Source organism: Streptomyces niphimycinicus (assembly GCF_018883605.1).
GTDB classification, from domain to species: Bacteria; Actinomycetota; Actinomycetes; order Streptomycetales; family Streptomycetaceae; genus Streptomyces; species Streptomyces niphimycinicus.
This window is the reverse complement of record NZ_JAHLEM010000053.1, coordinates 1-25,124: the sequence shown is the minus strand read 5'-3', so window position 1 is coordinate 25,124 and position 25,124 is coordinate 1. Positions and strand designations below refer to the sequence as shown.

General features: G+C 71.6%; 21 protein-coding genes and 1 tRNA gene. 8 read left to right on the top strand and 14 right to left on the bottom strand.

What is annotated here, in order from left to right; translation table 11 throughout:
• Positions 1 to 36 precede the first annotated feature (36 nt).
• Positions 37 to 1,032 (bottom strand): phage baseplate protein, encoded by a 996-nt coding sequence (locus KN815_RS06685; protein ID WP_253208804.1) that lies wholly within the window; start codon positions 1,030 to 1,032, stop codon positions 37 to 39.
• Between the two features lie 208 nt (positions 1,033 to 1,240).
• Complete coding sequence (gene hppD / locus KN815_RS06680; protein ID WP_216340814.1) at positions 1,241 to 2,389, bottom strand: 4-hydroxyphenylpyruvate dioxygenase; 1,149 nt, start codon at positions 2,387 to 2,389, stop codon at positions 1,241 to 1,243.
• Between the two features lie 159 nt (positions 2,390 to 2,548).
• Here hppD and KN815_RS06675 point away from each other — a divergent pair, with 159 nt between their 5' ends.
• From KN815_RS06675 to KN815_RS06660, 4 genes are all read left to right on the top strand, one after another.
• Entirely contained in the window at positions 2,549 to 3,016 is a 468-nt protein-coding gene (locus tag KN815_RS06675; protein ID WP_216340813.1) for an Lrp/AsnC family transcriptional regulator, read from the top strand.
• A 95-nt stretch (positions 3,017 to 3,111) separates the two neighbouring features.
• The gene (locus KN815_RS06670; protein WP_253208803.1) at positions 3,112 to 3,708 is read left to right on the top strand and encodes an ArsR/SmtB family transcription factor; all 597 of its coding nucleotides are present in this window, start codon (positions 3,112 to 3,114) and stop codon (positions 3,706 to 3,708) included.
• 22 nt (positions 3,709 to 3,730) lie between these two features.
• Entirely contained in the window at positions 3,731 to 3,955 is a 225-nt protein-coding gene (locus tag KN815_RS06665) for a hypothetical protein (RefSeq protein WP_216340811.1), read from the top strand.
• Between the two features lie 13 nt (positions 3,956 to 3,968).
• Positions 3,969 to 5,447 carry an MFS transporter gene (locus tag KN815_RS06660; protein WP_216340810.1) on the top strand — a complete coding sequence of 493 codons (1,479 nt, stop codon included), beginning with the start codon at positions 3,969 to 3,971 and terminating at the stop codon, positions 5,445 to 5,447.
• On the opposite strand, the gene KN815_RS06655 is transcribed toward KN815_RS06660, so the two are convergent.
• From KN815_RS06655 to KN815_RS06615, 9 genes are all read right to left on the bottom strand, one after another.
• Positions 5,386 to 6,171, bottom strand: coding sequence for a S16 family serine protease (locus KN815_RS06655; protein ID WP_216340809.1), 786 nt, complete (start codon positions 6,169 to 6,171; stop codon positions 5,386 to 5,388). The two genes, KN815_RS06660 and KN815_RS06655, sit on opposite strands and share 62 nt — an antisense overlap.
• A gap of 105 nt (positions 6,172 to 6,276) precedes the next feature.
• Positions 6,277 to 6,918, bottom strand: a complete 642-nt coding sequence (locus KN815_RS06650) for an IclR family transcriptional regulator (protein ID WP_216340808.1) — start codon at positions 6,916 to 6,918, stop codon at positions 6,277 to 6,279.
• Between the two features lie 506 nt (positions 6,919 to 7,424).
• Positions 7,425 to 9,221, bottom strand: a complete 1,797-nt coding sequence (locus KN815_RS06645; RefSeq protein WP_216340807.1) for a DEAD/DEAH box helicase — start codon at positions 9,219 to 9,221, stop codon at positions 7,425 to 7,427.
• Between the two features lie 110 nt (positions 9,222 to 9,331).
• Positions 9,332 to 9,715, bottom strand: coding sequence for a type II toxin-antitoxin system death-on-curing family toxin (locus tag KN815_RS06640; RefSeq protein WP_216340806.1), 384 nt, complete (start codon positions 9,713 to 9,715; stop codon positions 9,332 to 9,334).
• Positions 9,716 to 9,913, bottom strand: a complete 198-nt coding sequence (locus KN815_RS06635; protein WP_014061073.1) for a ribbon-helix-helix protein, CopG family — start codon at positions 9,911 to 9,913, stop codon at positions 9,716 to 9,718. It lies immediately after the preceding gene.
• Positions 9,914 to 9,954: 41 nt separating this feature from the next.
• Complete coding sequence (locus KN815_RS06630) at positions 9,955 to 11,508, bottom strand: MFS transporter (RefSeq protein WP_216340805.1); 1,554 nt, start codon at positions 11,506 to 11,508, stop codon at positions 9,955 to 9,957.
• Positions 11,509 to 11,679: 171 nt separating this feature from the next.
• The gene (locus KN815_RS06625) at positions 11,680 to 12,744 is read right to left on the bottom strand and encodes a YeiH family protein (protein ID WP_372458282.1); all 1,065 of its coding nucleotides are present in this window, start codon (positions 12,742 to 12,744) and stop codon (positions 11,680 to 11,682) included.
• Between the two features lie 2 nt (positions 12,745 to 12,746).
• A complete protein-coding gene (locus KN815_RS06620; RefSeq protein WP_216340803.1) occupies positions 12,747 to 13,343 on the bottom strand; it encodes a cysteine dioxygenase family protein in 597 nt (198 codons plus the stop codon).
• 100 nt (positions 13,344 to 13,443) lie between these two features.
• A complete protein-coding gene (locus tag KN815_RS06615) occupies positions 13,444 to 14,349 on the bottom strand; it encodes a LysR family transcriptional regulator (RefSeq protein ID WP_216340802.1) in 906 nt (301 codons plus the stop codon).
• Positions 14,350 to 14,560: 211 nt separating this feature from the next.
• On the opposite strand from KN815_RS06615, the gene KN815_RS06610 reads away from it, so the two are divergent.
• The 4 genes from KN815_RS06610 (at position 14,561) to gntA (ending at position 20,952) form a co-directional block, all read left to right on the top strand.
• Positions 14,561 to 15,457: an alpha/beta fold hydrolase gene (locus KN815_RS06610; protein ID WP_253208802.1), complete on the top strand. Its 897-nt coding sequence runs from the start codon at positions 14,561 to 14,563 to the stop codon at positions 15,455 to 15,457.
• A 91-nt stretch (positions 15,458 to 15,548) separates the two neighbouring features.
• Positions 15,549 to 15,620, top strand: a tRNA-Cys gene (locus KN815_RS06605).
• Positions 15,621 to 15,941: 321 nt separating this feature from the next.
• A complete protein-coding gene (locus tag KN815_RS06600; protein ID WP_253208801.1) occupies positions 15,942 to 19,994 on the top strand; it encodes a non-ribosomal peptide synthetase in 4,053 nt (1,350 codons plus the stop codon).
• Positions 19,995 to 20,259: 265 nt separating this feature from the next.
• Entirely contained in the window at positions 20,260 to 20,952 is a 693-nt protein-coding gene (gntA, locus tag KN815_RS06595; RefSeq protein WP_216340801.1) for a guanitoxin biosynthesis heme-dependent pre-guanitoxin N-hydroxylase GntA, read from the top strand.
• A gap of 87 nt (positions 20,953 to 21,039) precedes the next feature.
• Here gntA and KN815_RS06590 read toward each other — a convergent pair whose 3' ends face one another.
• The 3 genes from KN815_RS06590 to KN815_RS06580 form a co-directional block, all read right to left on the bottom strand.
• Complete coding sequence (locus tag KN815_RS06590) at positions 21,040 to 21,843, bottom strand: polysaccharide deacetylase family protein (RefSeq protein ID WP_216340855.1); 804 nt, start codon at positions 21,841 to 21,843, stop codon at positions 21,040 to 21,042.
• A gap of 214 nt (positions 21,844 to 22,057) precedes the next feature.
• Positions 22,058 to 24,379, bottom strand: a complete 2,322-nt coding sequence (locus KN815_RS06585) for a xanthine dehydrogenase family protein molybdopterin-binding subunit (RefSeq protein WP_216340800.1) — start codon at positions 24,377 to 24,379, stop codon at positions 22,058 to 22,060.
• Positions 24,376 to 25,124: (2Fe-2S)-binding protein (locus KN815_RS06580; RefSeq protein ID WP_216340799.1), on the bottom strand; the 749-nt coding region annotated here is incomplete at its 5' end. The genes KN815_RS06580 and KN815_RS06585, both read right to left, overlap by 4 nt.

Below are 25,124 nucleotides of genomic sequence, written 5' to 3'. Positions count from 1 at the left end.
TCGCGGGAGCGGATGGGTTACCGCGAAATCGCCGGTCTACTGCGCCTTGTAGTAGACGCTGACCTTACGGTCTCCGGCGGCGCCGGAGGCGAAGCCCATGCACAGCCGGCGGGGGCTGGACAACTGGACGGCCAGGCCCTCGGGCTCGCGGTAGCCGAGCGAGTAGGCGGCCTCGGTGCGGGCGCGCTGGACGAGTTCGCCGGTGCGCAGATCGATACAGGAGACATAGGTGTTGCCGTGGCCGGAGGGCGGGTTGGCGCCGTCCTCGTCGGTGTAGGCGGTGCCGGTCAACTGGTACGCGTAGTCGCCGAGGACAGTGCAGCCCTGGAAGACCTCGCCGTCCTCGACGCCGGTCTGGGGTATGTCGTCGTACACCGGGGTGTAGTCGCCCGCGCTGACCCCGGACAGGCTCATCAGCCGGTAGCGGACCTCGCCGCCGAGGCGGTAGCGCAGCAGCAGCCGGCGGTTGAGCATGTCGACGGCGGGCTGGTTGCTGGTGGAGCCCGCCACCGGGCGGTGCTTGACCAGCGAGGACGAACCGGAGGACAGCACGGTGCCATCGGCGAACTTGAAGCGGCTGATGGCGCGGCCGTAGCCGGAGTCGGGGTTGGCGTCCGACTCGGTCCACAGATAGGCGGCGGAGCCGACCGGCTCGCAGCCCATCGCGACGCCGTGCCCGAATCCCTTGAGGTACATGGAGCCCAGCTCCGCACCGGCCAGGGACAGCTTGGTGAGGCACAGATCGCCATGGGCGGCGCGGTCGGCGCCGGAGACGGGGGCGGATTCGCCGCTGAGCTGGATCCCGCCCTGCATGAGCTGGACGGTGTAGAGATGGCCGCCCACGTCATCGAACGCGAAGGATTGCAGCACGGTGGCGTTGTGCGGGGTCTTCTCGCGGAGAAGCCGGGTGGAGGGCACCGACAGATCGAACCGGCCCCCCGCCACGGTGGCGGCCCCCGCGCGGGCGGCGAAGGCACCGAGCGCACCGGCCGCGGCCACGCCCCCGCCGAGGGTGAACCTACGTCTGGTCAAACGACCCGCGGTGTACTTTTCCGTGTGCATTGATACTCGACAACTCCCATGCGATCACGCCGTGTTGGAGTGAACAGATCGCCGAGAGTGTAGACGGTGGGGAAGCGCTCCCATTCAGGTGTTCGGGTTTTCTGGCATGAGCCGCGCATGTGCACACGAGTGAGTGGGAACGCGGGGGGCGGGCCGCCGCCCACCCCCCGCGTGACGGTCAGAGGTTGCCGCGCTTCTCCTGCTCGCGCTCGATCGCCTCGAAGAGCGCCTTGAAGTTGCCCTTGCCGAAGCCCATCGAGCCATGCCGCTCGATCAGCTCGAAGAACACCGTCGGCCGGTCCTGGACCGGCTTGGTGAAGATCTGGAGCAGATAGCCGTCCTCGTCGCGGTCGGCGAGGATCTTCAGCTCATGGAGGGTCTCCACCGGGACGCGGGTGTCGCCGACCCACTCCCCCAGGGTCTCGTAGTACGAGTCCGGGGTGTCCAGGAACCGCACCCCGGCCGCGCGCATCGCCCGCACCGTGGCGACGATGTCGTTGGTGGCGAGCGCGATGTGCTGGACGCCGGGGCCGCCGTAGAACTCCAGATACTCGTCGATCTGCGACTTCTTCTTGCCGACCGCGGGCTCGTTGAGCGGGAACTTCACCTTGCGGGTGCCGTCCGCCACGACCTTGGACATCAGCGCGGAGTACTCGGTGGCGATGTCGTCGCCCACGAACTCCTTCATGTTGGTGAAGCCCATGACGTCGTTGTAGAAGCGGACCCACTCGTCCATCCGGCCGAGCTCCACATTGCCGACGCAGTGGTCGATGGCCTGGAAGTTCCGCCGCGCGGGCGGGTCGACGATGGGCTCGGCCTCCGCGAAGCCGGGCAGGTACGGGCCGTCGTAGCCGGAGCGCTCGACGAGGGTGTGGCGGGTGTCGCCGTAGGTGCGGATCGAGGCCACCACCACCGTGCCGTGCTCGTCCGCCAGCTCACGCGGCTCCTCGATCCCGGCGGCGCCGTGCTCCACGGCGTACGCGTACGCGGCGCGCGCGTCCGGCACCTCCACCGCGAGGTCGATCACTCCGTCGCCGTGCTCGTCGACATGCTCGGCCAGGAAGCGGCCCCAGGCGCTCACCGGTTTGATGACGGAGGTGAACACGAAGCGGGCGCTGCCCGAGACGAGGACGTAACTGGCCGTCTCCCGGCTGCCGTTCTCCGGACCGGAGTAGGCGACGAGCTTCATCCCGAAGGCGGTGGCGTAGTAGTGCGCGGCCTGCTTCGCGTTGCCGACCGCGAAGACGACCGCGTCCATCCCCTTCACGGGGAACGGGTCGGCGTGCCGGGCGTCCCCCTGCTTCAGCATCTCTGTCGTCTCAGTCATACTTCGCAGCGTCCTCCCATGGCTCAAGGTGCGCAACACTTCGCGAAAACGCTGGTCAGTGTGTATAGCCATAGCGGACGCCCATAGAGCATCCTGTACATGGTGACTACCGTCACAGATGACGTCACAGGGAGCGCGGAGACCTCAAGGGGGGACCGGATGGGAATCGACGGGCTCGACGCCCGCCTGATCGAGCTGCTCGCCGAGGAGCCGCGGATAGGCGTGCTGGAGGCGTCGCGCCGCCTCGGTGTCGCCCGCGGTACGGCGCAGGCGCGGCTGGACCGGCTGCGCGCACAGGGGGTGATCCGGGGCTTCGGCCCCGAGGTGGACCCGGCGGCGCTCGGCTATCCGGTGACCGCGTTCGCGACGCTGGAGATCAGGCAGGGGCAGGGGCCGGACGTACGGGCCCATCTGGCGACCGTTCCCGAGGTGCTGGAGCTGCACACCACGACGGGCCACGGGGACATGCTCTGCCGGTTGGTGGCCCGCTCCAACGCCGACCTTCAGCGGGTGATCGACCTGGTGGTGGGGTTCGAGGGGATCGTCCGGGCCTCGACGACGATCGTGATGGAGAACCCGGTGCCGCTGCGGATCATTCCGCTGGTGCGGCAGGCGGCGCGGGACTGAGGGCCGGGGCGGATAGAGGTTCCTGAAGCGGATCCAAAGACTCAGTTGCAAAGAAAGTGTTGCAACTGAGTCTTTGCATGCTTACGCTGCCGCGCATGGCACAGAACGAAGAGCCTGCGCCCGACGACGTCCGGGTGCTCGACCCCCGCTCCCTGCGCGGGCTCGCGCATCCGCTGCGGATACGTCTGCTCGGGGCGCTGCGCGAGTACGGACCGGCCACCGCGTCCCAACTGGCCGACAGATTGGGCGAGTCCAGCGGCGCCACGAGCTACCATCTGCGACAGCTAGCCGCCCACGGCTTCGTCAAGGACGATCCGGAACGGGGCAAGGGGCGGGAGCGGTGGTGGAAGGCGGCGCAGCGGGGCGTGCGGGTGGGTACCGACAGGTTTCTGACCAGCCCCGACCCGGCCGTACGCGGAGCGATGAACACCCTGCTCCACGAGTGGGCCACCATCCACGGCCAGGACCTGGCCACCTGGTTCAGCACCATGCACGACTGGCCCTCAGCATGGCGCAGCGCTTCGGACATGAGCGACTTCGCTATGCGTCTCACGCCCGAACTCGCCAGCGAACTGCGCGACAAGGTGCATGAACTGATCGAGAGCTACCGCGAGAAGGAGGTGGACCGGGACACCGAGGGCTCCGCCCCGTACCGCGTCCATCTGCATGCCTTCCCGCGCGAAGAGGACTGACCGATCCCTGGGGGGGAACGACATGTACGGCGACGAGATCCATCTGTGGCTCCACCGAATACGCGCCGAGCGTCTCCAGCACGAGGCTCACGAGGCGCCCCGGCCCGACCGTCGGAGCCGCCGCACCCGCCCCGCCCGCGCCCGGGCCCTGCGCGCCCGGGTCGGCTGGACGCTGGTGGAGGTGGGGCTGCGGCTGGCCACGCCGCGGCTACCGCAATCCGGTCTGACGGCGCGGTTCGACCACTGACATGGCCGATGACATGGCCGACGACACAGGGGACAGAGAGCGCCACGGAAACAGCGGTGACCGAAGACCGCTCATGCTCGTCCTCGCCGCCAACACCGTTTCCATCGCGGGCAATTCGCTGACGCTGATCGCCGTCCCATGGTTCGTCCTGGAGACCACGGGCAGCGCGGCCAAGGCCGGGTTCGTATCCTTCTGCGCGACCCTGCCGGTGGTCGTCTCCGCCGTGATCGGCGGGCCGGTGATCGACCGGGTCGGCCGCAGGCGGGTCTCCATCGCCTCCGACGCGCTGTGCGGGGTGGCCATCGCCACGATTCCGGTGCTGCACTTCGCCGGGCTGCTGCGGTTCTGGCAGTTATGCGCGCTGATGGCGTTCTGCGGACTGCTCCACGCACCGGGCGAGACCGCCCGCCAGGTGCTCGTCCCCGCACTGGCCGAACGGGCGGGCACCACCCTCAGCCGCGCCGCCAGCTTCTACGACGGGGCCTCGCGCGGCGCCCGGATGCTGGGCGCGGCGATCGGCGGGCTGCTGATCGCGCTGCTCGGGCCGCCCTCCGTACTGCTGCTGGACGCGGCGACGTTCGCGGCCTCCGCGCTGCTGATCATGGCAGGGCTGCGCGGGCTGCCCGCCGCCGCGCCGCGCAAGCCCGTCGTGCCGGTGTCCGCCCGCGCCTACCGCGCGGAGCTGCGCGAGGGATACCGCTTTCTGCTGCACCACCGGCTGCTGCTGGCCATCGTGCTGATGGTCATGGTCACCAACGGCCTCGACCAGGGCCTGTCCTCCGTACTGCTGCCCGTCCACGCCGAGCGGCACCTGGGCGGATCGGTCCAACTGGGGCTGCTCACCGCGCTGTTCGGCGGCGGGGCGCTGATCGGGGCGCTGCTCTACGGGGCGGTGGGCGACCGCTTCTCGCGCCGGACCGTCTTCGCGGTGAGCTTCCTGGTATGCGGACTGCCGCGGTTCCTGATCGCCGCGTTCGTCCCCGGTGTGTCCCCGCTCGCGGTGACGATGGCGGCCAGTGGGGTCGCGGCGGGAATGCTCAACCCGATCCTGACCACGGTGACCTACGAGGCCGTCCCCGATGAGCTGCGCAGCCGGGTCTCGGGCGCGCTCACCGCGGGGGTGTGGGTGGTGATGCCGCTCGGCGGGCTCGCGGCCGGATGTCTGGTGGAGGGGGTGGGGCTGACCGCCGCCTTCCTGGTGACGGGCGGGGTCTACTTCCTGGCCACGCTCAGCCCGCTGATCTTCCCGGCGTGGCGCGGGATGGACGAGGGGGCGGCCGTGGACAAGGGAACGACGGTGGACGAGAGGACGGCGGCGGGCGGGCGGACGGCGGCGGACGGGAGGACGGCGGCGGACGGGAGGACGGCGGCGGACGGGCGGACGGCGGCGGACGGGCGGACGGCGGTCGAGGAACGGGCGGCGGCACCGCTCAGCAGTGCGGGACCGCGCCGCCCGACCGCAGCGCCCGCAGAGCCGTCACCGCACCCTTGAGGGTGGTGACGGGGATCAGCCGCAGCCCCTTGGGCAGTTCGGCGGTGGCGTCGGCGCATTCGGCCTTCGGCACCAGGAAGACCGTGGCGCCGTCCCGCTTGGCGGCCTGCGTCTTCAGCGGGACCCCGCCCACGGCCCCGACCTTGCCCTTGGCGTCGATGGTGCCGGTGCCCGCGATCGTCCGGCCGCCGGTGAGATCCCCGCCGCGGCCGTCCCCGTCCAGCTTGTCGATCACACCGAGAGAGAAGAGCAGCCCGGCACTCGGCCCGCCGACGTCGGCCAGCCGCAGGGTGACCTTGACGTCGCGCGGGGAGCGGTGGAGATAGCCGAGCGCGGCGGTGGTGGCCGAGGACTGGGACTGCCGCATCTCCTCGGCGTTGTGCCGCTCGATCTCCTTGGTGGTGCCGCCGACGTAGACCGAGTCATGCGGCATGACGGCACGGTCGGTGGCGAACCAGCCGCTGATCACGTCCTTCAGCCGCACGGTGGCGTCCGGGCCGGTGGCCAGGATCGTCGTCATCCGGAGCTGCCCGCTGGTCTTGCGGGTACCGCTCCCCGAGATGCTGATCACCTGCTTGCCGCGGTCGGCGCCGAGGACGTTCACGGTCGAACCGGGCTGGGCCACGGTGAACGGCAGCGGCGCGAACGCGGCCACCGCGAGCAGGGCGAGCACGGGCGCGGAGCAGAGCGCGAGGATGCGGGCGCGGGGGGAGACGGCAGGCATGGTGCGAATCTAGTTGACCGCCGGGACGGATGCGGCGCCACCCCGGCTACCGGGCATGACGGCGTCACGTCGCCATGCCCGGGCCGCTCCGCTGTCCCCGCGCGCTCAGCTCAGGGCGTCCGAGACCTCTCGGGCCGCGTCGACGACCCGTGGGCCGACCCGGTCCGGTACCGAGTCGCACAGCATGACGACTCCGACGCTGCCCTCTATCCCCGTCACCCCGATGAGCGGGGCGGCCGCGCCGCTCGCGCCCGCCTCCAGTTCGCCATGGGTGAGGGCGTACCCGGGGTCGTCGGGGCGGCCGGCGCGGGCGGCGAGGATCGCGCGCCCGGCGGCGCCCCGGTCGAGCGGATGCCGGAATCCGGCCCGGTAGGCCACGTGGTAGTCGGTCCAGGTCGGCTCGACGACCGCCACGGCGAGGGCCTCGGTGCCGTCGACCAGGGTGAGGTGGGCGGTCGCGCCGACGTCCTCGGCGAGGGAGCGCAGCGCGGGCAGCGCCGCCTCCCGTACGAGCGGATGCACCTGGCGGCCGAGCTGTAGCACCCCCAGCCCGACGCGCGCCCGCCCGCCGATGTCCCGGCGGACGAGGGAGTGCTGCTCAAGGGTGGCCAGCAGCCGGTAGACCACGGTGCGATTGACGGCGAGCTTGTTGGACAGCTCGGTCACGGTCAACCCGTGGTCGGTGTCGGCGAGCAGTTTGAGGACACGCAGTCCCCGATCGAGCGTCTGAGAGGTCTCCGCGGTCACGACGCCCCCTCCTCGGTGATGAGTGGCGGCGCTTCGCGCGGTGTCCCGCCGGTCCCGACGACGGCGCGCGAAGAGGCCGCCGGTCGCGGTGGTCACGCACCGGCTGCGCTCCGCGGCGGCGCTGCCACGGGGCGTGTGCGTGCCCGAACGCTAGCGAGCCGGTCCGCTTTGCGGAAGGGTTTGTCCAGAATCCGAGCAGAGCTGCCAAAGCGAACGACAGGAGTGCACCCCAAATCGACCGGGTTCATCCGGATTGGCAAGGGGGGCGTACGACCGGTTCATGAAACTTTTCGAAAAGGGGTTGCGCGGGGCGGAACGCCTGCGGCGGGCTGTTCCCCCTCCCCGCCCCTTCCCGCCCCTTCCCACAACTGGGGCTCCGCCCCCGAGCCCGGAGTTCAGGAGCGAAACCCCTGCCACGCGGCCGAGCCGCACCTCGACGTCGCGCGCCGGGGAGTGTCCGGGGCTCCGCCCCCGGCTCGGGGCCAGGGGCGGGAAAGCTCCGCGCGTCAGCGCATGCGCGTCGCCCACTCCTGAACCTTCTTGATCCGCTCGCGGATCTGCCCCGCCGTCGCCTCCGCGCTCGGCGGGCCGCCGCAGACCCGGCGCAGCTCGGTATGGATCACGCCATGCGGCTTGCCGCTCTGGTGGACATACGCCCCGACCAGCGTGTTGAGCTGCTTGCGCAGCTCCAGCAGCTCCTTGTGGGTGACCACCGGCCGCCGCTCCGCCGGGAGCTCCAGCAGATCCGCCTCCTCGTCCGGCTTCTTGCGGCTGTGCGCGATCTGCTTGGCCTGCCGCTTCTGGAGCAGCATCTGCACCTGGTCGGGTTCCAGCAGCCCCGGGATGCCGAGGTAGTCCTGCTCTTCCTCGCTGCCCGGATGCGCCTGCATGCCGAACTCGGCGCCGTCGTACAGCACCCGGTCGAAGACCGCGTCCGACTCCAGCGCCTCGAAGGGAAGTTGGTCCTGTTCGCCGGTGTCCTCGTCCTGCTGCTTCTCGGCCTCCTCGAGGAGCTTCTCCTCCTCCGCGTACGGGTTCTCCTCCTCGCCGTCCTTCTTCGGCTTGTCCAGGACGTGGTCGCGCTCGACCTCCATCTCGCCCGCGAAGCCGAGCAGGTTCGGGATGGTGGGGAGGAAGACGGACGCGGTCTCGCCGCGCCGCCGCGACCGTACGAAACGGCCGACGGCCTGGGCGAAGAAGAGCGGGGTGGAGATGGTGGTCGCGTAGACCCCGACCGCCAGCCGGGGCACGTCCACCCCCTCCGACACCATGCGGACCGCGACCATCCAGCGGTCGTCGGAGTGGCTGAAGTCCTCGATCCGCTGGGACGCCGCCGCCTCGTCGGAGAGCACGAGCGTCGCCTTGTCACCGGTGATCTCTCGGATCAGCTTGGCGTACGCACGGGCCGATTCCTGGTCGGCGGCGATGACGAGCGCCCCCGCGTCCGGGATGCCCTTACGGACCTCGGACAGCCGGTGGTCGGCGGCGCGCAGCACATTCGGCATCCAGTCGCCGCGCGGATCGAGCGCGGTGCGCCACGCCTGGGAGACGGCGTCCTTGGTCATCGGCTCGCCGAGCCGCGCCTCGATCTCGTCGCCCGCCTTGGTGCGCCAGCGCATATTGCCGCTGTAGGAGAGGAAGATGACGGGGCGCACCACACCGTCGGAGAGCGCGTTGCCGTAGCCGTAGGTGTAGTCGGCGGAGGAGCGCCGGATCCCGTCGTTGCCCTCTTCGTAGGTGACGAAGGGGATGGGGTTGGTGTCGGACCGGAACGGGGTGCCGGTGAGCGCCAGCCGCCGGGTCGCCGGCTCGAACGCCTCCAGACACGCCTCGCCCCAGGAGCGGGAGTCGCCGGCGTGGTGGATCTCGTCGAGGATGACGAGGGTCTTGCGCTGCTCGATCCGGTTGCGGTGCAGCATGGGCCGGACGCCGACGCCCGCGTAGGTGACGGCGATCCCGTGGTACTCCCGGCTGAGCGGACCCGCGCTGTACTCCGGGTCCAGCTTGATGCCGATCCGCGCGGCGGCCTCCGCCCACTGCTTCTTCAGATGCTCGGTCGGCGCGACGACCGTCACCTGCTGGACGACATGGTGGTGCAGCAGCCAGGAGGCGAGGGTCAGCGCGAAGGTGGTCTTACCGGCGCCGGGGGTCGCGACCGCGAGGAAGTCCCGCGGCTGCTCCTGGATGTACTTGTCCAACGCGCCCTGCTGCCAGGCGCGCAGCTTGCTCGCGGTACCCCAAGGAGCCCGGCCGGGGAAGGCGGGCGAGAGGTGATGGCTGGTGGAGGCGGCAGTAGTACTCACGGTCTCCGTCGGGCTGGCTCGGCGGGTCGATCGGGAACCGCGTCAGCCTACCGGTGCCATCGTCCACGCTCGGGGGTACGGGCTGATCCCACCCGAGGGTGGGATCAGACTCACATCGCCTCGTGCAGCCTCCGCAATCTGGACGCGATATCCGCCACGTCCTCGATCGCGCCCGCGGCCACGCCGACCACCAGCTTGTACGCCTCGTCCTGGTCGACGTCGAGCATCTCGGTGCCGTTGAGATCGAGGAAGACCACCGTGCACATCCACGCCATCCGCTTGTTGCCGTCCACCAGCGGGTGGTTGACGGCGAGCGACTGGAGCAGCGCGGCGGCCTTCTCGAAGTGGTCGGTGTACGCCTCTATGCCGAACATCTGCGACTGCGGACGATGCACAGCCGAACTCAGCAACCCCAGATCGCGCACCGCGATCCGCTGCCCCCCGCAGGCGATTTCCGCCAGGTCCAGCACTTCCTGGACCGTCAGGTACTTCACTTACTCCCCCAGCCTCCGCAGAAGGTCCGCGTGGCGTGCCGCGTACTTCGCCCCCAGGCGCTGGACCGACTCCCGGTCCGCCTCTTGCTCGAGATACCGATCGATCGCCTGAAGCACTATGGCGTGCATACTGCGGCCCTCCTCCTCGGCCCGCTGCTTGAGCGCCTCTTGCTGGTCGTCGCGCAGTCGGAGATTCATAGCCATACCGAAACGGTACCACTAGTGGGGTCAAGATGGTACTACACAGTGACGGACCGCAACCGCGTCGTCACCCACGCCCCCACCAGCGCCACCGCCGCCATCGCCACGTAGACCGCCCCGAAGGCGGCCGGCTGGTGGGAGGCCGTCGAGCCGGTGGCGGCGATGTCGCCGCCGCCGAAGGAGACGAAGAGGACACCGCTGAGGCCGACCAGCGTGATGTTGCCGAGCGCGTCGGAGACCTGGAGGGAGGCGGAGTTGCTGCCCGCGTCCTCCGGCCGCGAGAGCTTCAGCAGCAACACGCTCGCGCTGGAGATGGCCAGCCCCATCCCATAGCCGCCGATCACCCAGGCCACGGCCACGATCCAGGCCGGGACGGAGTCGATGAGGACCAGGAGCACCGCGGCGATGGACACGGCGATGAAGAGCATGCCGAGGCCCATCAGCCGTTCGCGGTGCGGCTCCAGGCGGGGGCGGCTCTGGGTGTACGAGCCCAGGGCCCAGGTGAGTCCGCCACCGGTGAGGGAGAGCCCGGCGGCGGTCGCGGACAGGTCGCGCTGGGTCACCAGCATCAGCGGAACGAAACTCTCCGCCCCCAGGAAGGACCCCGCCGCCACCCCGCGCAGCAGGATCACCGACGGCAGTCCGCGGGCCGCGCGGAAGGTGCCCTCGGGAAGCAGCCGCAGCACACAGGGGACGAGCAGGGCGAGACCGGCGGCGGCCGGGACGAGCGAGAGCCAGCTCAGGTCCTGGCCCGCGTACTGAAGCAGCCCGGCGCCGGCCGCGACGGCGAGCGCGAGGAGGATGCGGCGGCGGTTCATGCCCGCGGAGCGCTCGCTCGGGGGCAGGGCGCGCAGCGCGGGCAGCATCACCGCGAGCGGCGGCAGCACCAGCACCGGGATGGCCAGGAACACCCACCGCCAGCCGACCTGTTCGGTGACGGTCCCGGCGGCGAGCGGACCGACGATGACCGGCAGCACCCAGGCGGCGGAGAACGACGCCAGCACGGCGGGCTGGAGCCGCTGCGGATAGGCGCGGCCGACCACCACATACAGCGCGACGATCACCAGCCCGCCGCCTATCCCCTGCACCGCGCGGCCGCCCACGAACATCCACATCTGCTGCGCCGAACCCGCCACCAGCAGCCCGGCGGCGAACGCCGCGATCCCGGTGAACAACGGCGCCAGCGGCCCCTTGCGGTCGCACCACTCCCCCGACAGCGCCATCGCGAACAGGCTCGCGGTGAAGTAGGCGGAGAAGGCGTACGCGTAGAGCTCGACCCCGTGCAGCGCGCGGGCCGCGACCGGCATCGCCGTATTGACCGCGCTCGCCTCGAAGGCGATGAGGGAGACGACGGTGACGATGCCGAGGGTGAGGGCGCGGAAGCGCCGCCCCAGTACGGTGTCGCCGGTGTCGCCGCCGCCCTCCAGGCCCGGGTCCAGAGCCGGGTCCACGACCGGGTCCACGACCGGGTCCACGACCGGGTCCAGGTCTCCGTCTTGCGGCTCGGGAGGGACGGGGGACGCCCGGGGCGGCAGGGGGGCGGCGCTGTCCGTGACGGCGGCGTCGGCGTCATGCGGGTCGCGAGGGGTCATGGCGTCAGAGTAAGTGGCGTACCGGGACATCACACCTGTCGCGGGACGGAACCGCACTCGGCCGTTGGCCCTAGGGCGCGATGCCCGCGAAGCGGGCCCTGGTCAGCACAGCCCTGGCCGCACTCCCGGCCGCACCCCGAACCCCGGCAGTCGATGGCCGCGCCCCGCGCCTTACGTCGTGAGCAGGACCCCCGCGTACGACGCTCCCGCGATCACCACCCATGAACACAGTCCCAGTGCCGCTACTCGGGCGCCGGTGCGGGTGAGGGAGGGGAGGTGGACGGCGCTGCCGAGGCCGAAGAGGGCGGCGGCGAGGAGGAGTTCCTGGGCCGTGGCGGCGGTGTCCAGCGCGGTGGTGGACAGGAGGTCCGTGCTGCGCAGGGCGGTCATCGCGAGGAAGCCGAGGACGAACAGCGGCACCAGCGGCGGCCGCCGCTTCGCCGCCTCGCCCGTCGCCGTCCCCTCGCCCGCCGCCGCCTTGGCGCGCCCCCGCACCCGTACGGACGTCGCGAGCGCCGCGACCAGCGGGGCGAGCAGGGCCACCCGCACCAGCTTGACCAGCACCGCGTCGCCCAGCGCCGCGGGCCCGGCGGTCTGCGCGGTGGCCACGACCTGGCCCACGTCGTGCACGCTCGCGCCCACCCACCGGCCGAACGCCACGTCGTCCAGCCCCAAGGGGTGCTGAAGCAGCGGCAGGACGGCGATGGCGAGGGTGCCGCACAGCGTCACCAGCGCCACGGAGGTGGCCACATCGCGCTCGTCGCTGTCCGACACCTCGCTCACCGCGCCGATCGCGGAGGCCCCGCAGATCGAGTAGCCGGTCGCGATCAGCAGCGGCTGATCGCCGCGCAGCCCCATCCGGCGGCCGAGCCACCAGGTGCCGAAGAAGGTGGCCGTGACCACGCCCAGGATCATCGCCACGGTGGCCCAGCCGAGGCCCAGCACATCGTTCAGGCTGAGCTTGAGGCCGAGCAGCACGATGCCGAGCCGCATCAGCCGCTTCCCGGCGAAGGAGAGCCCGGCACGGCAGACGCCCCGGACGAGTCCGCGCGACCCGGGCAGATGGGCCGCGACGATGCCCAGCACCACCGAGGCGGTCAGCAGGGGTACGGCGGGCAGCAGCCAGTGGACGCCCCAGGCGGCCGCGACCCCGGCCACGGCGAGCCCGAGCCCGTACGCCGTGGCGGGCGGCCGCCATCCGGCAGCCTGCCGCGCCCGGCCGGGCGCGGCGGTCAGCGTCACTGGCCGTCCGCCGTCGGAAGGCCCTGGACCTCGTCCGCCGTCGGGAGGTCGTAGACCCGCCGGACACTGCTGCCCAGGCGGGCGATGTCCGCGCCGTAGATATGGATCGATATCGCCTTCGTCCCACAGGCGTTCCACACCCTGTGGATATCTCCGGGCGGCGCGAAACCGCACACCGCGCCCCGCGGGTTGACCACGTCCTCCACCGCGATCAGCCGCGAACCCGGACCGTCGGGGACGAGGCGGTAGCGCCGCTCGTGCTCCTCGCCCTCGTGGACGCCGGTCACACACCAGGACACATGGTCATGGATCGCCGTGCGCTGACCGGGCAGCCACACCAGCGCGACGATCGAGAAGCTGCCGTCGGGCTCGGCGTGCAGAACATGCTGGCGGTAGCGGTCGGGGTCGCCCTCGCACTGCTCCGGGGTGAGCAGATCGGCCGCGCCGAGGTGGGGCGCGAGCCGCTCGCCGACCAGATAGGCGGTCACATCGGGCGCCAACCCCCGGTCGACGGCCTCGCGGACGTCGCCGACGAGCTCGCCGAGGCGGGCCGTGAGAAGACGGGAGGACGGATACGCGGTCGGGGTGCTCATGGTGGCAGCGTCCCGCCGCCCGCTCCATCACGTCCAACGACAGATTCTTGAGCCCGTTCCAAATTCTGCTTATGGATAAGCGGTCAGCGCACGGCCGGGCTCAGCACCCCACCCGGTTCCCCGCCACGGTCTTCAGCTCCTCCAGCACTCGCGCGGTGGCCGGTATCTCCAGATGTTCGCGCAGCACATACGCCGAGACATGGCGGCGCGAGGCGGGGTCCAGGGCGCGCCCGGCGACCTTCTGGTGGCACAGGAACGAGAGCACCAGCCCCGGCATCATCGCCACGCCCAGCCCCGCCGCGACCATGCTCTGCACCACCAGATTGTCGTCGGTGGTGAAGGCGATGTCCGGGGCGAAGCCCTGCTCCGCGCATTCGTGCAGGAAGTTGGCGCGGCACCGCAGGCATCCGGCGATCCAGCGCTCCTCGCTCAGCTCCGCCAGCTTGACCGCCCGCCGTCTGGCCAGCGGATGCCCGCTCGGCAGCAGCACCGTGAGCTGGTCCTCCAGCAGCGGGATCTCCACCAGCTCGGCGGGGGTCTCCTCGCGCAGCCCGGGATAGGTGAAGGCGAGCGTGATGTCGCACTCCCCGCGCACCACCCGCCCCAGCGAGTCCGGCGGCTCGCCCTCCAGCAGCTCCACCCGCACCCCCGGATGGGCGGCGGCGAGCCGGGCCATGGCCTCGGGGATGAGGGTCGCGTTGGCGCTGGGGAAGGCACAGACCCGCACCCGGCCCGAGCGCAGCCGGGTGATGGCGCTCATCTGCTGCTGGGCGGTGGAGATGCTGGTCAGGATGGTGTCGGCGTGACGGGCGAGGGTCTCCCCCGCCTCGGTCAGCCGCATCCCCCGGCCGACCCGGATGAACAGCGGACTGCCGACGGCCCGTTCCAGCGCCTTCATCTGCTGGGTGATAGCCGGCTGGGTGTAGCCGAGCGCGCGGGCGGCCCCGGAATAGGAGCCGGAGCGGACCACCTCGTGGAACGTCTTGACGTGCCGGGAATCGAACACATTCGCATCATACGGAGAAGCGAACGGAAACCATAAGCGTAATTTGGGTCCGCGCAAGATCGCCCCAACCGGAGCTTTTGCGTCACACAGACCACGGGCCGCGGCCTTTGCGTCACGCAGACCGCGGGCCGCGGCATACGGACGGCCGGTCACGGCACACGCGCCACATCCGGCACACCACGCCCCCCGGCCAAGCACGGTCAAGATGACGATGCTGGGGCAAGCTGACTTCATGCCGCACTACACCTCGTACGACGGAACCGAGCTGGCCTACCGCGTCCTGGAGGCCCGGGACGGCTCAGCGGGCCCGCCGCTGATCTGCCTGGCGGGCGGGCCGGGGCGCAGCGCCGCGTATCTGGGCGACCTCGGCGGGCTGAACGCCCATCACACCCTCGTCATCCCCGACAGCCGCGGCACCGGGGACTCCCCACCGGCCGTCGACCCCAGTGGCTACGCCTTCCCGGGGCTCGCCGAGGACCTCGAGGCGCTCCGCCGCCATCTGGACCTCGCCCGCTTCCCGCTGCTCGCCCATGACGCGGCCGCCGCGACGGCCCAGGCGTACGCGGCCGCCCACCCAGAGCGGCTCGGCCGGCTGATCGTGGTCTGCCCGGGCGCACGGCTCCAGGGCGAACTCCCCGAGGACGCCCGGGAGATCTTCGAGTCCCGCGCCGACGAGCCCTGGTGGCAGGAGGCGTATGCGGCGGTCCAGTTGCTGCCCGACACCACCGACCTCGCCGAGGTCCGCAGGCTGCTGCTCCAGGCCGCCCCCATGGCGTACGGCCGCTGGGAGGAGCCCCAGCGGGCGCATGCCGAGAGCGAGGGCGAGCAGCTCGGGCCGGTGCCGCGGGCCGGTTTCTGGCAGGGCGTCGACGAGGCGGGGCGGCGCGCGGTGCTGGCCCGGCTGCGCGAGGTGCCGTGCCCGGTGCTGGCGATCACCGGCGACCGGGACGCGGTGACCGGGATGCGGGCCGGGGAGCTGGTCGCCGAGTCCTTCCCGGACGGGCAGGCGCGGCCCCTGCCGGGGGTGGGCCACTATCCGTGGGTCGACGACCCGGACCTCTTCCGCCAGGTGGTCGAGGACTTCCTGGCGGCTCGCCCCGCGCCGTGATGAACGCAGTGTGTCAGTCGTATGGCAGCCCCCGCCTCGCCGTTGTGCCCGCCCTACCCCCGTCCTATCGTCGGGAACAGAGCACGACAACGGCCGTGTGCCCGAGTGGTTGAGGGGCTCGACTGCAAATCGAGTTACGTGGGTTCGATTCCCGCCACGGCCTCCGCACACCTTGCGCGGGCGCCCTCACGGGCGTCCGCGCAATGCGTTGCCGCTGGGTGAACTCTTGGACATGCTCTGGACACACGCACCCTCCTGACGCATGCTCATCCAGGCCATCCGGCCGTCTCGGCACCGCGATACCCAGGTAAATCCCCAGGGCTTCGGCGATTTTCACACTCTCGCCACCGAACGGTCTCCTGACCCCCTCACTGAGTGCAATTCCGTCTCATAGGGTCAGTGTGGTGCCTGCGGCCGCGTGGAAAACGACTCCCGGTCGACAGGCACCTTTTTCGACCGTGGTTCCATCCTCAATGGGGGAAATGTGCAGCCCGCCGCACCGGCCGCCCGACTGCCGCTCTCGACCGGCCAGAGTGAGATCTGGTTCATTGAGAAGCTGGAGCCGCCGGAGAGCACCACCTTCAGGGTCGGCGAGTACCTGGAGATACAAGGACCGATAGACACCGAGATATTCGAACGGGCGCTGCGCCGGGCCGTGGCGGAGGCCGAGCCCTACAACGTGCGGGTCGGCGAGGACGACGGGGAGCCCTGGCAGATCCTGGACCCGGTGACCGACTGGGAGCTGCCCAAGCTGGATCTCACCCGCGAGGCCGACCCCTGGGCCGCGGCCGAGCGGTGGATGAAGAACGACCTGGCCACGGGGGCGCTCAAGCTGGGCGACTACCCGGCGTTCTCCTTCGCCCTGCTGAAGGTCGAGCCCGAGTGCTTCCTCTGGTACCAGGGCACCCACCACATCGTCTCGGACGCCGGATCGGCCGCCCTGCTGGGCCGGCGGACCGCCGAGGTGTACACCGCGCTCATGGCTGGGACCGAACCGGCCGAGGGGGAAGCGGCCGAAGGGGAAGTGGCCGAGGGAGAAACGGTCTTCGGCTCGCTCCAGGCGATGGTGGACCAGGACGCGGAATACCGGGCCTCGCCGGATTTCGCCAAAGACCGCGCGTACTGGCTGGAACACGTCGGCGATTCCCCGCGCCCCGCGCGGCTTTCCACCCACCCCACCAGGGAACTGTCCACCGTCCTCCGGCAGACCGCCTACCTGACCGAGGAGGAAGCGGTCGAGCTGCGGGCCGCCGCGCGTAAATACGCCACCCACTGGTCGGCTATGATCATCGCGGCGACCTCCCTTTATCTGCATCGATTGACCGGTAAATCGGACATCATTCTGACGCTGCCGGTCTCGGGCCGTACCGATGCCACCGCCCGTGCCATTCCGGGGATGTTCGCCAATGTGGTGCCGCTGCGCATCCAGGTGCGTGCCGATATGCGAATACGGGAGCTGGTACGGCAGATCTCACGGGAAGTCAGGCAGGCCCTGCGGCATCAGCGTTACCGCCGTATCGACCTGGCCCGGGATCTGCGACTTCCGGACGGCGGAAACGGATTGCTCGGCCCGCACGTCAACATCATGACGTACGACTACGACTTCCACTTCGCCGGTCACCGGGTCAAGGGCCACAACCTCTCCAACGGAACCGTCGAGGACCTCTCGATCATGGGATACGACCGGTCCGACGGCACCGGTATCCGCATCGACCTCAACGCCAATTCCAACCTCTACACCGAGGACGCCCTCATCGCCCACCGGGAGCGCTATCTCGGCCTGCTGCGCTCCCTCTCCGACATCTCCGACCTCCAGCGCACCGTCGGCTCCCTGGAGCTGCTGTCCGCCGAGGAGCGCGAGCGGGTCCTGGACGCACCGGGCGAGACGGCGCATCCGACCTCCGGCGCCCTCCTCCCGGAACTGCTGGCGGCCCAGGCCGCCCGGACCCCCGACGCCCAGGCCCTGGTCCGCGCCGACACCGTGGATGACACCGGGCTCAGCTACGCCGAGCTGGACCGGGCGGCGAACCGGCTGGCCCGGGTGCTCATGGCGCGCGGCGCCGGGCCCGAGCGCACTGTCGGCGTGGCCCTGCCCCGCTCGGCCGACCTGGTCATCGCGCTGATCGCGGTACTGAAGACGGGGGCCGCGTATCTGCCCCTGGACCTGGACTACCCGGCCGAGCGGCTGGCGTACATGCTCGACGACGCGGACCCGGCCCTCGTGGTCACCCGCTCCGACAGCGCCGGGGCGCTGCCCGCGCGCCACGGTGTGGGGAAGCTGCTGCTGGACGTCGTGGACATCACCGGCACCGAGGGCGCGGCGAACGTGTCCGCTCCGGCGGTGGCGATCGACCCCGAGCACCCCGCGTACATCATCTACACCTCGGGCTCCACCGGCCGCCCCAAGGGCGTCCTGGTGCCCCACCGGGCCGTCGCCAACTGCCTGGAGTGGATGCAGGACGCCTACCGCCTCGCCCCCGGGGACCGGATGCTCCAGAAGACCCCGGCCGGGTTCGACGCCTCGGTCTGCGAGTTCTTCTGGCCGCTGCTCAGCGGCGCGACCCTGGTGGTCGCCAGGCCCGGCGGCCACAAGGACCCGGCGTATCTGGCGCGCACGGTGCGCGAACAGGGCATCACCGCGCTCCAGTTCGTGCCGTCGATGCTCCAGGCGTTCCTCGCCGACCCGGCCGCCGCCGACGCCTGCGCGGGCGTCCTGCGACGGGCCTCCAGCGGCGGTGAGGCGCTGCCGCGCGAGACCGCCGAGCGGTTCCACGAGCGGTTCCCCGGCGTGCCGCTGAACAACCTCTACGGGCCCACCGAGACCACCATCCAGATCGCCCACCACCCCTCCGCGCCCGGCGGCGAGGGGCCGGTGCCGATCGGCCGGCCGGTGTGGAACACCCGGATGTACGTCCTCGACACCGCCCTGAAGCCGTGCCCGGCCGGGGTCACCGGCGAGCTGTACGTGTCCGGGGCGCAGTTGGCCCGCGGCTATCTGGGCCGCCGGGCCCTGACCGCCGAGCGGTTCGTCGCCGACCCCTACGGCCCGCCCGGCACCCGGATGTACCGCACCGGCGATCTGGCCCGCCGGCTGCCGGACGGCGACGTCGAGTACGTGGGCCGCACCGACGGCCAGGTCCAGTTGCGCGGTTTCCGTATCGAGCTGGGCGAGGTGGAGGCGGCGCTGCGGACGCTCCCCCAGGTCGCCGAGGCCGCCGCGGCGATCCGCACCGACCGGCCCGGCGACCAGCGGCTGGTCGCCTATGTGACGGCCGCCGGGGACACCCCGCCGGACGCCGCCGCGGCCCGCGAGGCGCTGGGCGAGACGCTGCCCGAGCACCTGGTGCCCAGCGCGGTCGTGGTGCTCGGCGCCCTCCCCCTGGACGCCAACGGCAAGCTGGACCGGGCCGCGCTGCCCGCGCCCTCCTTCGAGGCGGCCACGGGCGGACGGGCGCCCCGCACCCCGCGCGAGGAGACGCTGTGCGCGCTCTTCGGCGAGGTCCTGGGGGTCGACGGCGTCACCATCGACGACGACTTCTTCCTGCTCGGCGGCCATTCGCTGCTCGCCTCCAAACTGGCCAGCCAGGCCCGCGCCGCGCTGGCCACCGAGCTGTCGATGCGCGACCTCTTCGAGGCGCCCACCGTCGCCCGGCTGGTGGCCCGCCTGGACGCCGCGGGACCGGCCGAGGCGCAGCGGCAGCAGCCGCTGGACATCCTGCTGCCGCTGCGCGGCGAGGGGCGGCGACCGCCGCTGTTCTGCGTCCACCCCGGCGGGGGCCTCGGCTGGTCGTACACCGGGCTGCTCCGCCATCTCGCCCCGGACCAGCCGGTGTACGCCCTCCAGGCGCGCGGGCTGACCGAACCGGACATCCTCCCGGCGAGCGTCGAGGAGATGGCCACCGACTATCTGCGGCAGATCCGGACCGTCCAGCCGACCGGTCCGTACCATCTGCTCGGCTGGTCCTTCGGCGGGCTGATCGCACACGCCATGGCCACCCGGCTACAGGCCGACGGCGAGGAGGTCGCCGTGCTGGCCGTGATCGACGCCTACCCCGACAACGCCCAGGCGCTGCCCGAGGCACCGGAGCTCGGCAAGCGTCAGTGGCTGGGGGTGCTGCTCGACGACATCGGGGGCGGCGACATCTTCGCGCCGGGCTGGCTGGAGGCACACCCCGACGGGGCGGACGGCACCGCCGACCTGGTGGCCGACCTCTGCCGGGAGACCGGGCTGCCCGCCCGGCTGCTGGAGGGCGAGGCCGGCTTCCCGCTGCTCGACATCCTGCTCAATGACCAGGAGCTGATGCGGAAGTTCGCGCCCGACCGGTTCCAGGGCGACATGCTGGTGTTTCGGGCCATGGAGGAGATCCCCGGCTACCGGCGCGATCCCCTGCATGTGGCGGACGCCTGGCTCTCCTTCGTGGACGGCGCCCTTACGGTGCACGGCGTCCCCGACCACCACTACCGGATGATGCGGGAGGAGTCCCTGGCCCGGATCGGCCCGGTGGTGGCGGCGGCGCTGGACCGCGCCCGGAGCTGATGGGCCGGGGCTCAGGGGCCGGGCCGCTCCCTCGGAGGCGGCCCGGCCCGGGGAACACTTCGCTGGTCGAGAAGGCGCGCCCCCGCCTCCGGGACGGCGGCCGGCGGCCGGATTTCGCCGATCGGGTCCTCGCCGATCACAATTCAGCCAGGCGCCCCATCTCGTTCTCCTGCGCTCCTGCGCAGGTGAGCAGGGTGGGCGCCTTCATGTGGAGAAGGAGATGAGCTCCCGGCGAGGAGGCACGTAGTTGGAAGGAAGGCTGGCCATGACAGTGGACGCGACGGACGAGGTCGAGCGGTTCATTCTGGGGGAACGATTCGCCTGCCTGGCCGGACGGTCCGCCTGGCGCAAGGGTGGCATCACCCATCGGCACTACGACCTGATGGGATCCGACCATTCGGCCCGGCTGATGGCACTCGATCTCGCGGATTTCGTGGACTCGGCCGACTGGAGCCACCGGTCGTTCACGAGCTTCATCGCGACCTTCGAGCAACCTCGCGGGGTGGATGAACTGCGGTTCGAGGAGCTGCTGTGGGAACAGCTCCAGCTTCTCCACGAACAGGACTCCCGGTCCTATCGCTGGGCCGAGGGCTGTTCGTCCGATCCGCAGGCCAGGGATTTCGCCTACAGCGTCGCCGGTCACCGCTTCTTCGTCATCGGCCTGCACGAGACCCACCGCCGCTGGGGCCGCCGTCCTCCCTTCCCGATGCTGGCCTTCAACTCGCATGAGCAGTTCGACCGCATCAAGGGCGCCAAGATGTGGGACCGGCTCGCCGAGAAGATCCGCAAGCAGGACATCCAGCTCCAGGGCGATATCAACCCCAACCTGCTCGAGTACGAGGAGCTCTCCGAGGCCCGCCGCTACTCCGGCCGCCCGAAGCCCGCGGAATGGCAGTGCCCGTTCACGGCCCGCGAGGGCGAGCACGAGCCCGCCCTGACGGGTCCGCCGCCGGCCTGAGGCCGCTGTCCGTCGCCGGTGGGCGCCATCCGCCCGCCGGGGACGGACACAGCACCGGCCCAGCGGTGCGGGCCGCGGGAACGGCCGTCAGCGCACCGGGAAGCCGAAGCTGTATCCCTGCTGCTTCAGCCACGGCAGGACCTGGCGCAGTGCCTCGACCGTCTGGCCGCGGTCGCCGCCCGCGTCGTGGAAGAGCACGGTGGGGCCGTTGGAGATCTCGTTCTTGACGGTGTTGACCATGGCCGCGACCCCCGGCTGCTTGAAGTCCTTGGAGTCCACGTTCCAGCCCAGCGGCCGCATGCCCTGCGAGGCGGCGATCTGACGGCTGTACGGGGTGAACGCACCGCCCGGGGCACGGTAGTAGAGCGGTTTGACGCCCCCTGACGCCTTGGTGATCATTCGCTGGGCGTCCAGGATCTCCCGGGACTGGTAGGCGGATGACTTGGTGTCCATCGTCGTGTCGTGCGACATGGAGTGGTCGCACAGCCGGTGCCCGTCCGCGACCACGTCCTTGACCAGGTCCGGATGGGCCTGGGCCTGCGGGCCGACCATGCAGAAGGTGGCCTTGACGCCGTTGGCCTCGAGCACCTGGAGGACCTGCGGGGTCCAGGTCGGATCAGGACCGTCGTCGATCGTGATGTTGACGCCCTTGGCGCCCTTGTCGGAGCCGTGGGCTATGTCCATGTTGACCACGGGAGCGGGCAGTTCAGGGTCCGGCTTGGAGGTCTGACCGACGATCGGCGTCGGCTTCGGCGCCGGTGACGCACCCGGGTCCGCCTCGGCGGTTCCGGCCTGGGCGGTCCACACGGCGGCCAGGGCGGCCACCCCCATCACACCGCACGCCGCCACCAGTATCCGGCCGTTCGCCCCCATGCTCCGGTGCCGCGCCATGTCCGCCTCGCTCCCCATGTCTCCTGTGTCGCTTTCGCAACCATGAGGATGGAGTTGAGGCGGGAAGGGATCCCTCTGTTACACATCTCGGACAATTCCGCGACGACACGTCTCGCTACGTCCCGCGACACGTCTCGCTACGTCCCGCGCCGCGGGCGGCGAGGCACGGGCGGCGGGCCCGCCCGCGGCCTCTTCCGCGGGCGCCGCGGAGCGCTCAGCCCCGGTTGACGACCGCCGCCTGGGGGCGGATCGGGAGGCGGTTGACCGGACGCCCGGTGGCCGCGCGGACCGCCGCCGCCACCGCCGCCGGGGAGGTGACCACCGGCACCGCGCTGACCGGCTTGGCGCCGAAGGGGGCCACCACGTCCCGCTCCTCGATCAGCTTGACGATGCGGATGTCCGGGACGTCCAGGGCGGTCGGCAGGGCGTAGCCGGTCAGGTCCGGGTGCCGGACCACACCGCGCGAGGTGCGCAGGTTCTCGGTGAGGGCCGCGCCGATGCCCTGGGCGACGCCCGCCTCGATACGGGCCCTCAGTTGCCGCGGGTTGAGGATCCGGCCCACGTCCTGCGCCACCGTCATGTCGACGACCCTTACCGCGCCGATCTCGATGTCGACGTCCACCACGGCGCGCACCGCGCAGTAGGCGAGCCCGACGAAGGCGTCACCCTGCCCGGTCTCGTCCAGCGGCTCGGTGGGATGCGGACGGCACTGCGCGGTGGCCCACAGCTCCTTGCCCTCCAGGGCCTCCTCGACGGTGGTGCTGAGCACCCCGTCATACGAGGTGATCTTGCCGTCGGCGATGCTGAGCAGCTCGGTCGACATGCCGAAGGTATGCGCGAGGGGCTGGAGAAGCTGGGTGCGGACCATCTTCGCGGCCCGCTCGACCGCACCGCCGGAGACCCAGGTGTGGCGGCCGCGCGAGGCGGGCCCGGCCGGGGGCTGATCGGTGTCGATGGGCGCGATATGGACCTCCTCGATACCGAGGACGTCCTGGACGATCTGGCGGGCCAGGGTGGCGAAGCCCTGGCCGGTGTCGACGGCCGCGCAGATCACGGTGGCCACCGGGCCGGTGACCTTGACGGTGGCGGTGGAGACCTCGTCGGCCCCCTCGGCGCCGAGCATATGGACCATGCCCAGGGCGTAGCCGACCCCGCGCCGCACGGCGGCCGGGTCGCCCGCGCCCTCCAGGCCGCCCGGCAGCAGCCACTCCTCCTCGGGGTCGTCCTTGGGGAGGGCGGGCAGTGGTGCGTCCCTTACGGCTTGCAGCAGTTCGGCGACCGGGGCCGGGCAGGTGACCGTCTGTCCGGTGGGCAGCAGATCGCCGGTGGCCATCACATTGCGCATCCGGATCTCGAGGGGGTCGATGCCCAGCTTGGCCGCCAGCTTGTCCATCTGGCCCTCGTACGCCGCGCACACCTGCATCGCGCCCTCGCCGCGCACATGGCCGGAGGGCGGGTTGTTGGTGCGCACCGCCCAGCCCTCGATGAAGGCGTGCGGGACCACGTAGGGGCCGCAGGCGAAGGAGACGGCGGCGGCCAGGGTGTCGCCCGAGGAGTCGGCGTAGGCCCCGGCGTCCAGCAGGATCTGCGCCTCGACCTTGACCAGCTTGCCCTGGGAGTCCGCGTGGTGGCGGTAGCGCAGCAGGGTGGGGTGGCGGTGGGCGTGGCCGAGGAAGGACTCCTCACGGGTGGCGGCCAGCTTCACCGGATGGCCGGTGCGCAGCGCCAGCAGCCCGAGCGGCAACTGCATCCCCGGGTCCTCGCGCTCGCCCATGGCACCGGGGACGCCGGTGACGACGACCTTCACCCGTTCCGGCTCAAGACCGAAGCAGGCGGCGGCCAGGTCGCGGTCGGCGTGCGGATCGGTGGAGGCGGTGTAGATCTCCACCCCGCCGTCGGGGCGCGGCACGGCGAGGCCCGCCTCGGCGCCGATGGGCGCCGGGTCCTGACGGCCGATGCGGTACAGCCCCTCGGCGATGACCTCGCCGACCACGTCCGGGTCGCCGAAGGACAGCGGGATATGGCGGACCAGATTGCCGTCGGGGTGCAGCGGCTCGGCGGAGAACGCCTGCTCGGGGTCGGTGACCGGCTCCAGCACCTCGTACTCGACGGCGATGGCGGCGGCCGCCAGCCGGGCCGTGTCGGGGTGGTCGGCGGCGACCGCGGCGATGGGCTCGCCGTGGTGGCGGACCAGCTCCTTGGCGAAGACCGGACGGTCGGCGACCCGGCGGCCGTGGGAGGCGTCGCCGGGCACGTCGGCGTGGGTCACCACGGCCCGTACGCCGGGCATCGCGTCGGCCTGCGTGGTGTCGATGGAGACGATGCGGGCGTGCGGGTGCGGGGAGCGCAGCACGGCGGCCCACAGCAGCCCCTCGGCCCACAGGTCGGCCGCGTACGGGAAGGTGCCCGAGGTCTTGGCCGCCGAGTCGGCGGGCGGCAGGGACACCCCGAGGCCCATGGTGGACGGGGGCTGGATGGGCGTTCCGGCGGCGGGGGTGACGGTGACGGCGCCCCCGCCGTCCGCGATTCCGGTCATGCCGATGCCCTTCCGCTGCCGCTACCGCTTCCGTTGACGCTCCCGTTGCCGGTGATGCCGTGCGGTCCCGTCTGGTGCGGGATACGGGCCGGGTCCTGGTGGGCGTCGGCTCCGCCGTCCGGCTCCGCCTGCGCCGCCTCGTCGGCGGCCTCGCGGCCCGCGACGACCTCGCGTACGGCGTCGAGGATCCCGCGATAGCCGGAGCAGCGGCAGAGGTTGCCGGAGATCGCCTGGCGGGTCTCCTGGTCGGTGGGGGCGTGGTTGCCCTCGAGGAGGTCATGCATGGTCATCGCGAGCCCGGGCACGCAGAAGCCGCACTGCACGGCCCCGCACTCGGCCAGCGCCCGCTGGACGTCGGAGGGCCGGCCGCCGGTGGCCAGGCCCTCGACGGTGCGGACCTCGCTGCCCGCGGCGGTGGCGGCGAGCACCAGGCAGGAGGCCACGAGCCGCCCGTCGACCTGCACCGAGCAGGCCCCGCACTCGCCCTGTGAGCAGCCGTCCTTGGCCCCGGCGAGGCCGAGGCGCTCGCGCAGGACGTAGAGCAGCGACTCGCCGATCCAGACGTCGGTGACGGGACGGTCGGCGCCGTTGACGCGCAGCACGTAGGAGGCGAGCGGATGCTCGCTGTGGCTCGGCTGCTCGTCGGCGGCCGGGGCGGCCGGGGCGGAACCGGGGTCGGTAAGGGGCTCGGCGGGGGCGTCAGCGGCCTCGGGGGCGTCCGCCGGGGCTCCGGCCGGGGCGGACG

Excerpts from the sequence above, each read along its gene's own strand:
- hppD (WP_216340814.1), bottom strand. The coding sequence starts at position 2,389 with ATGACTGAGACGACAGAGATGCTGAAGCAGGGGGACGCCCGGCACGCC.
- KN815_RS06675 (WP_216340813.1), top strand. The coding sequence starts at position 2,549 with ATGGGAATCGACGGGCTCGACGCCCGCCTGATCGAGCTGCTCGCCGAG.
- KN815_RS06670 (WP_253208803.1), top strand. The coding sequence starts at position 3,112 with ATGGCACAGAACGAAGAGCCTGCGCCCGACGACGTCCGGGTGCTCGAC.
- KN815_RS06665 (WP_216340811.1), top strand. The coding sequence starts at position 3,731 with ATGTACGGCGACGAGATCCATCTGTGGCTCCACCGAATACGCGCCGAG.
- KN815_RS06660 (WP_216340810.1), top strand. The coding sequence starts at position 3,969 with ATGGCCGACGACACAGGGGACAGAGAGCGCCACGGAAACAGCGGTGAC.
- KN815_RS06655 (WP_216340809.1), bottom strand. The coding sequence starts at position 6,171 with ATGCCTGCCGTCTCCCCCCGCGCCCGCATCCTCGCGCTCTGCTCCGCG.
- KN815_RS06635 (WP_014061073.1), bottom strand. The coding sequence starts at position 9,913 with ATGAATCTCCGACTGCGCGACGACCAGCAAGAGGCGCTCAAGCAGCGG.
- KN815_RS06630 (WP_216340805.1), bottom strand. The coding sequence starts at position 11,508 with ATGACCCCTCGCGACCCGCATGACGCCGACGCCGCCGTCACGGACAGC.
- KN815_RS06620 (WP_216340803.1), bottom strand. The coding sequence starts at position 13,343 with ATGAGCACCCCGACCGCGTATCCGTCCTCCCGTCTTCTCACGGCCCGC.
- KN815_RS06610 (WP_253208802.1), top strand. The coding sequence starts at position 14,561 with ATGCTGGGGCAAGCTGACTTCATGCCGCACTACACCTCGTACGACGGA.
- gntA (WP_216340801.1), top strand. The coding sequence starts at position 20,260 with ATGACAGTGGACGCGACGGACGAGGTCGAGCGGTTCATTCTGGGGGAA.
- KN815_RS06590 (WP_216340855.1), bottom strand. The coding sequence starts at position 21,843 with ATGGCGCGGCACCGGAGCATGGGGGCGAACGGCCGGATACTGGTGGCG.
- KN815_RS06585 (WP_216340800.1), bottom strand. The coding sequence starts at position 24,379 with ATGACCGGAATCGCGGACGGCGGGGGCGCCGTCACCGTCACCCCCGCC.